13 protein-coding genes are annotated in these 15,497 nt (G+C 66.7%); 8 read left to right on the top strand and 5 right to left on the bottom strand.

Going from position 1 to position 15,497, the window contains the following annotated elements; all coding sequences use genetic code 11:
• Nucleotides 1-72 precede the first annotated feature (72 nt).
• Nucleotides 73-510, bottom strand: a complete 438-nt coding sequence (locus NF616_RS02720; protein ID WP_252271601.1) for a hypothetical protein — start codon at nt 508-510, stop codon at nt 73-75.
• 82 nt (nt 511-592) lie between these two features.
• Between NF616_RS02720 and NF616_RS02715 the strand changes: the two genes are divergently transcribed.
• Nucleotides 593-1,030, top strand: a complete 438-nt coding sequence (locus tag NF616_RS02715; protein ID WP_252271500.1) for a universal stress protein — start codon at nt 593-595, stop codon at nt 1,028-1,030.
• A 37-nt stretch (nt 1,031-1,067) separates the two neighbouring features.
• Here the strand turns inward: NF616_RS02715 and NF616_RS02710 are convergent, their stop codons facing one another.
• Entirely contained in the window at nt 1,068-1,754 is a 687-nt protein-coding gene (locus NF616_RS02710) for a DUF6901 family protein (RefSeq protein ID WP_252271499.1), read from the bottom strand.
• Between the two features lie 21 nt (nt 1,755-1,775).
• The gene (locus NF616_RS02705; RefSeq protein ID WP_252271498.1) at nt 1,776-3,680 is read right to left on the bottom strand and encodes an ATP-binding cassette domain-containing protein; all 1,905 of its coding nucleotides are present in this window, start codon (nt 3,678-3,680) and stop codon (nt 1,776-1,778) included.
• A gap of 159 nt (nt 3,681-3,839) precedes the next feature.
• Here NF616_RS02705 and NF616_RS02700 point away from each other — a divergent pair, with 159 nt between their 5' ends.
• Nucleotides 3,840-5,765, top strand: coding sequence for a transglycosylase SLT domain-containing protein (locus NF616_RS02700; protein WP_252271497.1), 1,926 nt, complete (start codon nt 3,840-3,842; stop codon nt 5,763-5,765).
• Between the two features lie 301 nt (nt 5,766-6,066).
• Here NF616_RS02700 and NF616_RS02695 read toward each other — a convergent pair whose 3' ends face one another.
• Entirely contained in the window at nt 6,067-6,870 is an 804-nt protein-coding gene (locus NF616_RS02695) for an MOSC domain-containing protein (RefSeq protein WP_252271496.1), read from the bottom strand.
• Between the two features lie 123 nt (nt 6,871-6,993).
• Here NF616_RS02695 and NF616_RS02690 point away from each other — a divergent pair, with 123 nt between their 5' ends.
• Entirely contained in the window at nt 6,994-8,685 is a 1,692-nt protein-coding gene (locus NF616_RS02690; RefSeq protein ID WP_252271495.1) for a methyl-accepting chemotaxis protein, read from the top strand.
• An 18-nt stretch (nt 8,686-8,703) separates the two neighbouring features.
• Here the strand turns inward: NF616_RS02690 and NF616_RS02685 are convergent, their stop codons facing one another.
• Nucleotides 8,704-9,630, bottom strand: a complete 927-nt coding sequence (locus NF616_RS02685; protein WP_252271494.1) for a chemotaxis protein CheV — start codon at nt 9,628-9,630, stop codon at nt 8,704-8,706.
• Nucleotides 9,631-9,833: 203 nt separating this feature from the next.
• Here NF616_RS02685 and NF616_RS21205 point away from each other — a divergent pair, with 203 nt between their 5' ends.
• The 5 genes from NF616_RS21205 to NF616_RS02660 are packed head-to-tail and all read left to right on the top strand — an operon-like array spanning nt 9,834 to nt 15,489.
• On the top strand, nt 9,834-10,949 hold the full coding sequence (locus NF616_RS21205; RefSeq protein ID WP_434091846.1) for a methyl-accepting chemotaxis protein: 1,116 nt from the start codon (nt 9,834-9,836) through the stop codon (nt 10,947-10,949).
• An 11-nt stretch (nt 10,950-10,960) separates the two neighbouring features.
• The gene (locus tag NF616_RS02675; RefSeq protein ID WP_252271493.1) at nt 10,961-11,326 is read left to right on the top strand and encodes a response regulator; all 366 of its coding nucleotides are present in this window, start codon (nt 10,961-10,963) and stop codon (nt 11,324-11,326) included.
• Between the two features lies 1 nt (nt 11,327).
• Nucleotides 11,328-11,642: an STAS domain-containing protein gene (locus NF616_RS02670; protein ID WP_252271492.1), complete on the top strand. Its 315-nt coding sequence runs from the start codon at nt 11,328-11,330 to the stop codon at nt 11,640-11,642.
• On the top strand, nt 11,632-13,839 hold the full coding sequence (locus NF616_RS02665) for a chemotaxis protein CheA (protein WP_252271491.1): 2,208 nt from the start codon (nt 11,632-11,634) through the stop codon (nt 13,837-13,839). The genes NF616_RS02670 and NF616_RS02665 overlap by 11 nt, the downstream gene beginning before the upstream one ends.
• 9 nt (nt 13,840-13,848) lie before the next feature.
• Entirely contained in the window at nt 13,849-15,489 is a 1,641-nt protein-coding gene (locus NF616_RS02660; protein ID WP_252271490.1) for a methyl-accepting chemotaxis protein, read from the top strand.
• Nucleotides 15,490-15,497 lie beyond the last annotated feature (8 nt).

Genomic DNA, 15,497 nt, shown 5'->3' with positions numbered 1-15,497 from the left:
GAATGACCAGAATCATAAATCCGGCCACGCGCGCCGCTCACCGTCTATTCGAGGGCGAGCGAGCGATCCGGTTCAAGCCGCGGAAACGAGGAACTCGGCGACCTGACGCAGCTCATTCTCGCCACCGCGTTCACCCCAGTACAGCGAGACCATTTGCGTATCGGCCTCGACCTTGTACACGTCCGCCGGCAGGCCGTGCAGGCGTTCGAGCATCGCGGCGTCGGCGCACGGCTCGCGCCACTGGTTGCACCATTGCCCCGGCGCGATCTGCCAGTAGGCCCAGCTGTCGCTGCGACCCGGCCGGCGACCACGATGGTAGTGGGCGCAGCGCTCCGGCGGATTGCCCTCCAGCCAGTGCGGCCATTCCTGGCGCCCGAGCTGCATGCCGAGTCCCATGCGCCGCGCCGCCAGGCGCAGTTCCATCTGCCCGCGCTGGCGATGTGACGGGCGCAGCCAGACCAGCGGACTGAGCGCAACACCGACGAGCAAAAGCACGATCCACCAGGTCATATCGTTCACGCGGGGAAAAAGCCTGTGTTATGAAGGGAGCAGCACCATACTGCAAGCATGCCACTCAGTGGAGGAGACTCAGATGCCGTACCGACACATCCTGATCGCCGTCGACCTGACCGAGGAATGCCATCCGGTCGCCGAGCGTGCCATGGCCATCGCCGCCACCAACGGCGCCAAGGTTTCCCTCGTGCACATCGTCGAGCCCATGGCCATGGCCTTTGGCGGCGACGTACCGATGGACCTGTCGCTGCTCCAGCAGCAGCAGTTCGACCAGGCCCGCGAGCACCTGCAGAGCTTCGCCGGGCGCTACCCGGCGCTCGGCCCCGATCAGCGCCACCTGGCCTACGGCCAGCCTCGCCAGGAGCTGCATCGCCTGGCCGAGGAACAGGGCTGCGATCTGATCGTCGTCGGCAGCCATGGCCGCCACGGCCTCGCCCTGCTGCTCGGCTCCACCGCCAATGACGTGCTGCACGGCGCGCCGTGCGACGTGCTGGCGGTGCGCCTGAAGAAGGAGTGAACCACAGGCCCACGGCTCATGCCGTGGGCCTCTTCGGTCATTCCTGAACGTCGCCCGCGCTCATCACCAGCGGACGGATCTTTTGCAGCTGGGTCTCCATGGACACCGTCAGGCTCGACGACATGGAGAAGAAGGTGAGGAAGGCCTTGAGGTTGGAATCGCCCTCGCATACATCCAGGATGCGCTGCCAGAACGCCTGGTTGACCAGCTGCAGCTGCTGGAACTGACGCACCAACCCCTTCAGCTCCCAGTCCGGGCGCCGTCCTTCGCGGAAGTTGAAGTACTGGCGGGCCAGGTACAGCGAGATGGTGCGCAGGATGAACTCCTGGCTGCTGGCGAACGGCAAGTGGTTCTGCGCCATCGGCCGCAGGCGACCCAGCACCGGACAGGCACTGGTGGCCATGATCACCCCGAGCAGCGAGCGCAGGCCTTCTTCAAGCCCCACCTGCTTGGTGTATTCGCGTTCCGGCGTGCGCACCCAGACGTGCGCCTTTTTCACCGCCGGCAGACCATGGAAATCCTCGATGACCCGGTGCAGGTCGACGGCCGCCGGGCAGCGGCTGTACTGATCCTTGCTGAGCGGGCAATTGCTGCACTGGTTGTGTTCGAGGCGCGTCCACTTTGGCGTCGCCTCGGCTCCCTGGGGATCGTACTGACGGTCCAGCTCGATCCTGTAGCTGAACTGATGGTTGTCATCCAGGGTAATGCGGTACTCAATCGCCATGCATCTCTCCGGCAGGCTTGCTCATTCTTCCAGTTCGGCCCAACGCTCCAGCAATTGGTCCAACTCTTCTTGTAGGCGCTGCAGGCGCTCCAGCGCCGGCCCGGTGATGGCCGGTGCCTGCTGGTAGAAGGCCGGATCGGCGATCTGCCCCTGCAACTGCGCCAGCTGGGTCTCCAGGGCGTCGATCTGCCCGGGGATGGCGTCCAGCTCTCGCTGCAGCTTGTAGCTGAGCTTCTTCTTCGCGGCCGGAGCCGCTACCGCGGGCGCCGATTCGGGCGCGGCCACGGATGTATCGCCCCGGGCCGGTTTGCTCTCGCCGACGCCCAGCAGCCGTGGCGAACCGCCCTGGCGCAACCAGTCCTGGTAGCCGCCGACGTATTCGCGCACCCGTCCCTCGCCTTCGAAGACCAGGGTACTGGTCACCACGTTGTCGAGGAACGCCCGGTCGTGGCTGACCATCAGCACGGTGCCGGGGAAATTCAGCAGGACCTCCTCGAGCAGCTCGAGGGTTTCCACATCGAGGTCGTTGGTCGGTTCGTCCAGCACCAGCAGGTTGGCCGGCTTGCTGAACAGCTTGGCCAGCAGCAGGCGCGCCCTCTCCCCCCCGGACAGCGCCTTGACCGGCGTGCGTGCCCGTTGCGGACTGAACAGGAAATCCCCGAGATAACTCAGCACGTGGCGGTTCTGCCCGTCGATGCTGATGAATTCGCGACCTTCTGCGAGGTTGTCGATGACGGTCTTCTCCGGCTCTAGCTGATGGCGCAGCTGGTCGAAGTAAGCCACCTCGAGTTTACTACCTGCCACTATCGTGCCACTAGTGGGCTGCAGGTCGCCGAGCAGCAGCTTGAGCAGCGTGGTCTTGCCGGTGCCGTTGGCGCCGAGCAGGCCGATGCGGTCGCCGCGCTGCAGCACCGAGGAGAAATCGCGGATCAGCGCGGCTCCCCCTGGGTGCGCAAAACTGACATTTTCCGCCACTATCACCTGCTTGCCGGACTTCTCCGCCGCGTCCAGCTGGATGTTCGCCTTGCCCTGGCGCTCACGCCGCTCGCCGCGCTCCTGGCGCATGGCCTTGAGCGCGCGAACGCGCCCTTCGTTGCGGGTACGGCGCGCCTTGATGCCCTGGCGAATCCACACCTCCTCCTGGGCCAGGCGCTTGTCGAACAGCGCGTTGGCGGTCTCTTCCGCCGCCAGTTGCTGCTCCTTGTGCACCAGGAAGCTGGCGTAGTCGCCGTTCCAGTCGATCAGGTGGCCGCGGTCCAGCTCGAGGATGCGCGTCGCCATGTTCTGCAGGAAGGAACGGTCGTGGGTGATGAACAGCACGGCGCCGCCGAAGCCCAGCAGCGCCTCTTCCAGCCAGGCGATGGCACCGATGTCCAGGTGGTTGGTCGGCTCATCCAGCAGCAGCAGATCGGGCTCGGCCACCAGCGCCTGGGCCAGCAGCACGCGACGACGCCAGCCGCCGGAGAGTTCGGCGAGGGTCTTGTCGGCCGGCAGCTGCAGGCGACTCAGGGTGCTCTCCACCAATTGCTGCAGACGCCAGCCATCCTTCGCTTCCAGTTCCTGCTGCACGCGGGTCAGCCTGGCCAGGTCGTCGTCGCCACTGATGTGCTGGCTGAGATGGTGATACTGGGCGAGCAACGCGCCGACGTCGGCCAGGCCCTCGGCAACCACGTCGTACACCGTGCGCTCATCGGCGCGCGGCAGCTCCTGCGGCAACTCGCCGATCTTCAGCGCCGGGGCGCGCCAGATCTCGCCGTCGTCGGCCATCTGGTCGCCCTTGACCAGGCGCAACATGCTCGACTTGCCGGTGCCGTTGCGGCCGATGATGCACACCCGCTCGCCCCGCGCGATCTGCCAGGACACCCCGTCGAGCAGGGGCATGGCACCGTAGGCCAGGGAAACGTCGGAAAACTTGAGCAGGGTCATTGGCTACCACCTTCGTGAACAGGCGCGCATTCTAACCGAGTTGGCCGGGCGGGCCGCGGCCGGTTTGTCGCGGCGGCCTTGCCATTCTCCCGGCAGGTGCGACAGGCTAAGCTAGCGTTCTCGTCGCCCCGCTCCGTTCCTGCTGCCCCCGGATGTACCATGCCCCGTCGCCTGTATCAGCTGCTGTCCCTCCTGCTCGTTAGCACCCTTTCCCTGTCCGCCCAGGCCGCCAGTCTGACCCAGCAGCGGCAGATGTACGACGAAGCCAAACGCGCCCTGGCCAAGGGCGACAAGGGCCCGTACCTGCGCTACGCCAACGCCCTCGCCGACTACCCGCTCGAGCCGTACCTGGCCTATGACGAGCTGACCGCGCGGCTGAAATGGGCGAACAACGACGAGATCGAAGCCTTCCTCACCGAGCACGGCGACCTGCCCCAGGCCGGCTGGATGAAGTTGCGCTGGCTGCGCTGGCTGGCCGAGCGCGGCGAGTGGCAGACCTTCGCCAACCACTACGACCCGAAACTCAACTTCACCGAGCTGGACTGCCTCTACGGCCAGTACCTGTACAAGCAGGGCATGAAGGCCGAGGCGCGCGCCGCGACCGAGAAGCTGTGGCTGGTCGGCAAGTCCCAGCCCGATGCCTGCGATGCCCTGTTCAGCACCTGGCGCGCCGACGGTCAGCTCAGCGAGCAGCGCCGCTGGCAGCGCGCCAAGCTGGCCGCCGAGGCGCGCAACTTCGGCCTGGCCAGCTACCTGATCAAGGGCCTGCCGACCCTCGGCAGCCAGGGCCAGCTGATGCTGGAGGCGGCGCAGAAGCCGCAGATGATGAGCCAGACCGCGCGCTTCGCGCCGGCCGACCGCTACATGGCCGACGCCGCCGGCCTCGGCCTGCGCCGCCTGGCGCGCCAGGACCCGGAGAAGGCCCTCGGCCTGCTCGAAGTCTATGCCGCCAGACTGCCGTTCTCCGCCGAGGAGAAGGTCGCCATCGCCCGCGAGATCGGCCTGACCCTGGCCAAGCGCTTCGACGCGCGCGCCCTGCAGGTCATGGCCCAATACGACCCGGAACTGCGCGACAACACCGTCTCCGAGTGGCGCGCCCGTCTGCTGCTACGCCACGGTCGTTGGGAGGACGCCTACCAGCTGACCAGCCGCCTGCCCGCCGACCTGGCCACCACCAGCCGCTGGCGTTACTGGCATGCGCGTAGCCTGCAGCTGGCCAAGCCTGAGGATCAGCAGGCCCTGGCGCTTTACGAACAGCTGGCCAAGGAGCGCGACTTCTATGGTTTCCTCGCCGCCGACCGCATCCAGGCGCCCTACAGCCTCAACAACAAGCCCATGGCCATCGACCCGCAGCTGATGCAGAAGGTGCGCAGCACCGCCGGCATCCGCCGCGCACTGGAATTCCATGACCGTGGCCAGATCGTCGACGGCCGTCGCGAGTGGTATCACGTCAGCCGCCTGTTCAGCCGCGAGGAGCTGGTGGCCCAGGCCAAGCTGGCCTTCGACAGGCAGTGGTACTTCCCGGCCATCCGCACCATCAGCCAGGCCAAGTACTGGGACGACCTGGACATCCGCTTCCCCATGGCCCACCAGAGCAGCCTGACCCAGCAGGCCAAGGTGCGCGGCCTGCACTCCAGCTGGGTGTTTGCCATCACCCGCCAGGAGAGCGCCTTCATGGCCGACGCCCGCTCGCCGGTCGGAGCCATGGGCCTGATGCAGCTCATGCCGGGCACCGCTAAGGAGACCGCGCGCAAGTTCGGCATCCCCCTGGGCGATCCCAAGCAGGCGCTGGTGCCGGAGAAGAACATCCAGCTCGGCGCCGCCTACCTGAGCCAGGTGCACGCGCAGTTCAACGGCAACCGCGTGCTCGCCTCCGCCGCCTACAACGCCGGCCCAGGCCGCGTGCGCCAGTGGCTGCGCGGCGCCGATCACCTGGCCTTCGATGTGTGGGTGGAGAACATTCCCTTCGACGAGACCCGCCAGTACGTGCAGAACGTACTGTCCTACTCGGTGATCTATGGCCAGAAACTCGGCGCGCCGCAGCCGTTGGTGGACTGGCACGAGCGCTTCTTCGACGACCAGTGAGAACCTGCCCACAAGCACGCTGCGTATCGAAAAACTGCGCTGGGAATAGCCTGGTCGCCAGCCCGGTCGGAATGCTCATTGACCATCCGTCAACTCGCGTGCGAGCCCAGTCCGCTTCCTCAGCTCTCCCCGCCTGGTTTTTCTCCAGCTCGATAGCTCGTGAACAGCTTCGAACAAAATAAGGGCGCCCATGGGCGCCCTTCTCGTTTCAGCTACAGCCCCATTCCAGTTTGCTGTAGCCCGGATGCAATCCGGGAATCACATCCTCGCGACTTCCCGGATTACATCCGGGCTACGCCAGCTACTCCAGCACCTCCACCGGCATGCCCACGCGCAGCTCGCCGATGCCGCGCGGCAGCAGGTTCTGGCCGAAATACACTTCGCCGTTGCGCTCACGGTAGGTCTTCAGGGTGGTCAGAGGCTCGCGGTCGGCGTTGCGCTCGCCGGTCTGCGGGTCGATGGTGGTGAGGATGCAGCGGCTGCAGCCCTTGGCCACGTCGAACTCCAGATCGCCGATGCGAATGCGCTTCCAGCCGTCCTCGGCGTAGGGCGCGCTGCCCTCGATTACCAGATTGGGACGAAAGCGCAGCATCTCCAGCGGCCGTCCGACCCGCGCGGCCAGATCGTCCAGCGACGCCTGGCCGATCAGCAGCAACGGGAAGCCATCGGCGAACGCCACCTTGTCGCCGGGTTGGGCGTAGCCGGTATCGACCTGGCGCGCACGCGCCTCGGGCACCTGCACCAGGCGGCAGGGCCGGCCGATGAAGCGGCTCAGCCATTCGGCCGCGGCGTCGCCGGCATCCGGTACGCGCAGCGTGTCGCGCCACAGGGTCACGCCGCGCAGATCCTGGTCGGGCTGCGGCAGCGCTACCTCGAGGCCGTCGAAACCCGGCGCGCTCAGGCTGAGGCCGCCATCCGCGTTGTACAGCGCACTCAGCTGGCTCAGCTGCGGCAACAGGCGCTGGGTGAGAAAGCGCCCGCTCTCCGGCTCCACCAGCATCCATCGGCGATCGCCGTGCAGCCCGAGACTTTCCAGCGGTGAACTGACGAGGCTCTCGCCGCGAGCGGACTTGAGCGGATAGCGGTAGAGAGCGGAAAGCTGCATGGTTTCCCCGGTAAGCAGAAAGTATGAATCGATCATTAACACTTAAGATCGACGTGATGGACATCACGAAGTTGCTAGATTGGCCGACACATAAAATCAATAAAAACGCTTTCGGTGTAGCCCATGCACAACTCCCCATCCACGACTACCACCGCGCAGGCGTCCGGCCTGCCCCTGTTTTCCCCGCTGTGCTTGCTGCTGGCCTGCCAGGTCATTTTGCTCGGTGCCGTACTGATCCATGCCGACAATAGCCTGCGCCTGGTCGCCGGCCTACTGGCATTACCGCTTCTGCTGCTGACTTGGCAGTTGGGCAAAGGGGCCAAGCGCAACCCGTTGGCGGGTCGACTGGAGGCCATCAACGGACAGCTGATCGATCTTAGCAACGTCAGCGAAGGCGACGATCAGGATGACGCCGTCAGCCTTCAAAAGCTGGCTAGCCGCCTACGCCAGAGCATCACCAGCTTGCAACACAACAGCCTGCAGATCGCCCTGACATCCGCAGCGACCCGCCTGCAGTCCGAACAGGCGGCCAAGGAAGCCGGAGAGCAGCAAAGCCTGTCGGACCTGATCTTCCATGCCAGCGAACAGACCACGGCAGCGCTGCAGGATATTTCCGCGCGCGCGGGTGGCATCACCGAGATGAACAGCCGCAACCTGGACATGGCGCATCAGTCGCAACGGCAATTGAGCGAAGCCCGGCGCCAGATGCAGGACGTCAACCTGACCATGGACGGCTTCCGTCACAACATCGAGGCGCTCGGCTCCACCACCGGCAAGGTGCGAGAAATTCTGGTCACCGTGCAGGACTTCTCCGCCCAAACCAACATGTTGGCACTCAACGCCGCCATCGAGGCAGCTCGCGCCGGCGAGGCGGGCCGCGGTTTCGCCGTGGTCGCCGACGAGGTGCGCAACCTGTCGCAGAAGGTCGGCACCGCCGCTCAGCAGATTGGCATACTGATGGAAGAAATGACCGGCGCCATGGATGGGGCGGACGTCCAGACCCTGCGCATGCTGGAACAGAGCGCCGCCACCAGCACCGTGGTGAACACCGCTACCGAGCAGTTCGAGCTCATGGTTAGCGACTTCCAGCAGGCCAATGACGACCTGCTGATGGTCAGTAGCGCCCTGGAAGAGCTCAACGCCACCAATCAGGAAACCCACCAGCACAGCAACCGCATCCGCGAGCTCAGCCTGGGCATCGGCGACCGGATGAAGCAGAACTTCGCCCAGGCCGATACTTTGCGCGACACCACCAACCTGCTGGTACAGCAATTGTGCAGTTTCCGCCTCGGCAGCGGACGGCTGGAAGCCATCACCGACATGTTGTTTCAGCGCCGCGATCTGATCGAGGTACAGCTGGAAGAACTGAAAGCCTCAGGCGTCGACCTGTTCGATCAGAACTACCGGCCGATTCCCAACACCAATCCGCAGAAACATGATGTCAGCTGGGTCGAGCCCTATCGCCGGCGCATCCAGCCGCTGCTCGACGAGTGGGACCACGGCGGCAAGGACGGAGTGCTCTATCTGGTTCCGATGACCGAGCGCGGATACCTGCCGGCTGCCCGCAGCGCCGCCTCACAACCGCCGACCGGCAACCCTCAGGTGGATGCGGCCAAGAGCATGCATCAACGCTTCATTCCGGTCAGCGAGAGCGAGATGAACAGCGTTCGTCAATGCCAGCACCTGAGCATGGGCACCTTCGTCATCCCGGGTACCAGTACCATCGTCTTCGTGATCTACACCCCGGTGCATGTCGGTGGCCGGCGTTGGGGCACCATCAGTGCCGGCATCGCGCCGGCAGCGTTGGGAATCTGACGCAGAAACGCCGCGACCTCAGACGTCGCGGCGCAGGCGATCCAGAATGACGTCGACCAGCTTGTCCGGCTGGAACTTGGAGAGGAAGTTGTCACAGCCGACCTTCTTCACCATCGCCTCGTTGAAGCTGCCGGACAGCGAGGTGTGCAGCACCACGTAGAGGTCCTTGAGGCGCGGGTCGTTGCGGATCTCGGTGGTCAGGCGATAGCCGTCCATCTCCGGCATTTCGGCGTCGGTGATGACCATCAGCAGCTTGTCGGTCATCACCTCGCCGCTGTCCGCCCATTTCTTCAGCTGCTGCAGACCCTTGAGCCCGTCGCTGGCGGTGTGCGGGCGAATGCCCAGCTGGGTCAGGGTCTCACGCAGCTGGTTGAGGGCCACGCTGGAGTCGTCCACCAGCAGCACCTCGCGCCCGACGGCATTGGCCAGCAGCGGCTCGCCGAGCTTCTCGTCGGAGACCTTGGTGCTCATCGGCGCGATTTCCGCCAGCACCTTCTCCACGTCGATGATCTCGACGATCTGATCGTCGACCTTGGTGATGGCGGTCAGGTAGTGCTGGCGCCCCGCCCCGCCCGGTGGCGGCAGGATGGATTCCCAGTTGAGGTTGAGGATGCGATCCACCCCGCCGACCAGGAAGGCCTGCACCGAGCGGTTGTATTCGGTGACGATGATGGTGCTGTTCTCGCTGGGGGTCAGCGGGCGCATGCCGATGGCCTGGGACAGGTCGATCACCGGCAGGGTCTGGCCGCGCAGGTTGACCACCCCGCACACGTAAGGGTGGCGGTGCGGCATCAGGGTCAGCCGCGGCAGCTGCAGGACTTCCTGCACCTTGAACACGTTGATGGCGAACAGCTGGCGCCCGGCCAGGCGGAACATGAGGATTTCCAGGCGGTTCTCGCCCACCAGCTGGGTGCGTTGATCAACGGTATCGAGAATGCCGGCCATTGCGAGCTCCTGTCGTGTCTTTCGAGTCTAGCCCAGTGATGCGCGAGGCCTGAGTTCAGATATCGGCCGCCGACGCCCGGACTGAAGGCGGCCGAAGGCCATCATGCCAGCGCCCGGCCACCCGCGCCAGCCGCGGCCACCGGGGCATCCCCTAGGACCCCTAGGGGGCGCCCCGATTCAGCGAGAGGCGGCGCGCGCCTATCGTGGCGGCATCATTCGACCGTCCGAGACTCCGCCCCGTGCTCGTCTACTGCCTCCTCTGGCTCGGCCTGCTGCTCGCCGCCGCCGGCACCGCCGCCAACCAGCTCTGGATTTCCGTCGCCGGCCTGCTGCTCGGCACCGGCGCCGCGCTGGCCCTGCGCCCAGGCAAGCGCCCGGCCGAAACCGTCCTGCCCGCCGCCACGCCCGCGCTGGTCGAAGCACCGGCCTATCCGCCGTTGCTCCAGGCCGTGCTACCGGCCTGGGCGGAGAACCTGGGCCAGGTCCGTCACATCCTGCAGGAGAACATCGGCCGCCTGTTCGAACGCTTCGCCAGCCTCAGCCAGCGCCTGGAACACACCCTCGGCCACTCCGAGAGCGTGATCGGCGGCGGTGGCATCACCGAGGGCCTGCGCAGCGCCAATCAGAAGCTCGACGAAGTGGCCGCGGCCTTCCACGCCGCCAGCGAGCGCAAGCGCCAGTTGCTCGCCACCATCGGCAACCTGAACCAGTACGCCAGCGAGCTGCAGACCATGTCCAAGCACGTGCAGGACATCGCCAGCCAGACCAACCTGCTCGCCCTCAACGCCGCCATCGAGGCCGCCCGTGCCGGCGAATATGGCCGCGGCTTCTCGGTGGTGGCCGACGAGGTGCGCAAGCTCTCCAGCCTGTCGGCCGAGACCGGCCAGCGCATGGTCGAGAAAGTCGGCGAGATCAACGGCGCGATCCGCGGCACCGTCACCGCCGCGGAGGAGATGTCCGGCAGCGAGGAAAGCAACCTGCGCTACCTCGACCAGGTCACGGGCGAGCTGATGCAGGGCCTGTCCGGCAGCCTCGATGAACTCACCGAGACCACCCGCCAGCTGCAGCAGGACATGCGGGTGACCCAGGCGGACATCCAGGAAATCGTCGTCGGGCTGCAGTTCCAGGACCGCGCCGACCAGATGCTCGACCACCTGCAGATCGACCTCGACCGCCTGCGCCAGGCCACCGACCAGCCGCACCCCGACCTGCAGCCGGAGCGCTGGCTGGCCGACCTGCGCCGCCAGTTCACCACCGCCGAGGAACGCCAGGGACGCCGCGGCGCCAGCGCCCGGCAGGACGACATCACCTTTTTCTGAGAGAACCACCCATGAGCAAGACCATCCTGATCGTCGACGACTCCCTGTCCATGCGCCAGCTGGTGAAGATGACCCTCACCGGCGCCGGCCATCAGGTCATCGAGGCGGTCGACGGCCGCGACGCCCTGAACAAGCTCACCGGGCAGAAGATCAACCTGATCATCAGCGACGTGAACATGCCCAACCTCGACGGTATCGGCCTGGTCAAGGCGCTCAAGGCGCGCAACGAATACCGCTTCACCCCCATCGTCATGCTCACCACCGAAAACGAGCAGAGCAAGAAGGCCGAGGGCCAGGCCGCCGGTGCCAAGGCCTGGATCGTCAAGCCGTTCCAGCCCCAGCAGCTGCTCTCCGCGGTCGAGAAACTGGCCAGCTGAGATGATCGAGTTCCAGCAACCCGCGCCCCTGCGCCTGGACCTGACCGGCAGCCTGACCATCTACGAGGTGGCCGAGGCCCGCGAAGCGCTGCGCGCCGCCTTCGCCGGCGCGCGCGATGGCGACTGGCAGCTGGACCTGGGCGCCGTCGACGAACTCGACAGCGCCGGCGCACAGCTGCTGCTGGCCGCCCAGCGCCATGTGCGCGAGGCCGGCGGCGCCCTGCAGCTGAACCGGGCCGGTGACAGGGTGCGCGAGCTGCTGGCGCTGCTGCGGCTGAACGAGCTGCTGCCCGGCGGAGATGCCCATGTTCAATGACGAGCAGTGGAGCCAGTTGCTGCGCGGCTTCATCGAGGAAGGCCGCGACCTCGCCAAGCAGGCCGAGGAATACCTGCTGGTGCTGGACCAGGAACCGGATGACGAGCAGGCCGTACACGGCCTGTTCCGCGCCATGCACACGCTCAAGGGCTCGGCCGGCCTGTTCACCCTCACCCCGCTGGTCAACTTCACCCACCACCTGGAGAGCCTGCTCAGCACCGTGCGCGACGGCGAGCGCCGGCTCACCGCGCCGCTGATCTCGCTGATGCTGCGCTGCCTCGATGAAATCGCCTCGATGCTCGACCTGATCGACCCCGACAGCGGCGAGCTGCCGGTGGACGAGGCGCACCAAGCCCAGTTGCTGGACGCTCTCGCCGAGCAGACCGGCGCACCCAGGGCGATCGCCCACGAGGCCGACGATGCGGCCGAGGATTGCGCCCGGCGCGGCACCCTGGAGCGCTGTGTCGGCTGTGACGCGGCCGGCGCCTGGCACATTTCCCTGCGCTTTCATCCGGACCTGCTGCGCAACGGCTTCGACCCGGCCTCGTTCGTCCGCTACCTCGGCCGCCTCGGCGAGATTCTGCACCTCGAGACGCTCGCCGAGCAGATGCCCGACCTGGTCGAGATGGACCCGGAGAGCTGCTACCTGGGCCTGGAGATCGCCCTGTGCAGCTCGGCGAGCAAGGCCGAGATCGAGGACGTGTTCGAATTCATCCGCGATTTCTGCACCCTGCGCATCCTGCCGCCGGACAGCGCCCTGGACGACTACCTGAAGCTGATCCAGGACCTGCCGGAAACAGACGAGCGCATCGGCAGCATCCTCATCGCCAGCGGCCTGCTCACCGAGCACGAGCTGGCCGAGGGCCTGGCGCTGCAGGCCGAGGTCGGCGACGGCCTGAAGTCGCCGCTCGGTTCGGTACTGGTCGAGGCCGGCATGGTGCCGCCCAAGGCGGTCAACGCGGCGCTGGCCAAGCAGCAGTCGGCGCGCGAGCGGCCGAACCGCGAGAGCAGCCAGATCCGCGTGGCCGCCAACAAGCTGGACGAGCTGATCAACCTGGTCGGCGAGCTGGTCATCAGCGCCGCCGGCGCGCAGTTGCAGGCCCAGCTGCAGGGCAGCGCCGACTGCATCGAGAGCAGCCAGACCGTCAACCAGCACGTGGAGGCCATCCGCGAGGCGGCGCTGAAGCTGCGCATGATCGAGATCGGCGACACCTTCAACCGCTTCCACCGGGTGGTGCGCGACGTCAGCCAGCAGCTCGGCAAGCAGATCCGCCTGGACATCCAGGGCGCCGACACCGAGCTTGACCGCTCGGTGATCGACAAGCTGGCCGACCCCCTCACCCACCTGGTGCGCAACGCCATCGACCACGGCATCGAGTCCGCCGAGCAGCGCCTGGCGGCCGGCAAGCCGGCCGAGGGCCGCCTGAGCCTGAATGCCTTCCACGACTCGGGGATGATCGTCATCGAAGTCTCCGACGACGGTCGCGGTCTGAACACCGCGCGCATCCGCGAGAAGGCTATCGAGCGCGGGCTGATCGACCCCCAGGCGACGCTGAGCGAAGCCGACACACACATGCTGATCTTCGCCGCGGGCTTCTCCACCGCCGACGCGGTGTCCGACCTCTCCGGCCGCGGCGTCGGCATGGACGTGGTGCGCAGCGCCATCGATGCGCTGCGCGGCAGCATCGAGATCGAATCGCGCCCCGGCCTGGGCTGCACCTTCCGCATCCGCCTGCCGCTGACCCTGGCAATCATCGACGGCTTCCTGGTCAGCCTCGGCGACGAGCACTTCGTCATTCCGCTGGAGCTGGTCACCGAGTGCCTGGAGCTGGATGCCCGCCTGGACAGCCGCTACGGCTACCTCAACCTGCGCGGCAAGCCGCTGCCGTGCATCGACCTGGCGGCGCATTTCGAGCTGCCGTCGAGCGCCCAGGGCCGGCGCAACATCCTGGTGGTCAGCCTCGGCCGGCACCAGGCGGGGCTGATCGTCGACCGCCTGCACGGCGAGCTGCAGACGGTGATCAAGCCGCTCGGCCTGCTGTTCCAGCACCTCCAGGGTATCAGCGGCTCGACCATCCTGGGCTCGGGGCAGATCGCCCTGATTCTCGACGTGGCCAGCCTGCTGCGCCAGCTGCAACAACACATCGACCACGAATTCCGTTCCCCGCAACCGCGACCCGACCTGATGGGGTCGTAGGAGTCCACCATGCAATTCATACGCAACATGAAGATCGGCGTACGGCTGATCGCCGGCTTCACCCTGGTGGTGCTCCTCACCGCCCTGGTGGGTGCCCTGGGCATCATCAACCTGGCGCGCGTCAACGATCTGTCCGATCGTATGTACGACCGGGAGATGCGCGCCCTGGAAAACATGATGAGCGCCAACATCGACCTCATCTACCTGGGCCGCCACCTGCGCAGCAACCTGCTCGCCACCTCGCAGCAGGAGCGTGAAAGTTCCGCCGCCCTGGTACAGGAGGCGATCCGAACCATGCACCAGAACATCGACGCCGCCCGCGACAGCTTCGACAGCGAGGAGTCGGTGGCCAAGCTGGCGGCGCTCGAGTCCCAGCTCGCCGAATACGAGAAGATCGCGCTGCAGATGCTCGAGGCCAACCAGCACGAGCCGCTGGCCCAGGGAGGCGCCTTCAGCGCGCTGATGCCGCAGCTGCGCGCCCATGGCAACGCCGCGGACGCCACCATCGGTGAGCTGGTGGCGCAGAAGAAGACCCGTGCCAAGGAAGCCAACGAAGCCATCGGTGGCATCTACACCGGGTCGCGCACCCAGATGATCGTGCTGATCGCGATCGCCGCCGCCCTCGGCTTCGCCATCGGCATGGCGGTGACCCGCTCCATTACGCGTCCGCTGGGACGTGCCGTGTCCGTGGCGGACAGCCTGGCCGAAGGTGATCTGACCGTGACCGTAGAGGCCGACAGCCGCGACGAGACCGGACGACTGCTGGCGTCCATGCAACACATGACCGAGCGTCTGCGCAGCGTCATGGCCGACGTGCGTAGCGCAGCCGACTCGTTGTCCTCGGCCTCCGAGGAAGTCAGCGCCACGTCGCAGTCGCTGAGCCAGGCCGCCACCGAGCAGGCCGCCAGTGTCGAGGAGACCACCGCCTCGGTCGAGCAGATGTCCGCCTCCATCGCGCAGAACACCGACAGCGCGCGGGTCACCGATGGCATCGCCGGCAAGGCGGCGAACGATGCCGTCGAGGGCGGCCGCGCGGTGCGCGAGATGGTCCAGGCCATGAAGCAGATCGCCGACAAGATCGGCATCATCGACGACATCGCCTACCAGACCAATCTGCTCGCCCTCAACGCCGCCATCGAGGCCGCCCGTGCCGGCGACCACGGCAAGGGCTTCGCCGTGGTCGCCGCCGAGGTGCGCAAGCTGGCCGAGCGCAGCCAGGTCGCCGCCCAGGAGATCGGCGGCGTGGCCGGCAGCAGCGTGCAGCTGGCCGAGCAGGCCGGCGCGCTGCTCGACGAGATCGTGCCGAACATCCAGAAGACCTCCGACCTGGTCCAGGAAATCACCGCCGCCTCCCAGGAACAGAGCAGCGGCGCCTCGCAGATCAATATCGCCATGGGCCAGATGAACCAGATCACCCAGCAAAACGCCTCGGCCTCCGAGGAGCTAGCGGCCACCGCCGAGGAGATGAACTCTCAGGCCGGGCAGCTGCTGGAGCTGATCGGCTACTTCCGCCTCAGTGCCCAGCAGGCCGGTGCGGCGGTGCGCCGCGCCGAGCCGCCGCGCTCGAACAACCTGCGCGAATTGCGCCGCCCGGAACGCCGGCCGCAGCCACCGGTGGCGGACGACGGCCAGTTCGTCAGCTTCAACTGACGGAGCCG

Origin of the sequence: Pseudomonas subflava (assembly GCF_023823685.1) — a bacterium.
Classification (GTDB): Bacteria; Pseudomonadota; Gammaproteobacteria; order Pseudomonadales; family Pseudomonadaceae; genus Aquipseudomonas; species Aquipseudomonas subflava.
This window is presented reverse-complemented; position numbering and strand designations above follow the sequence as displayed.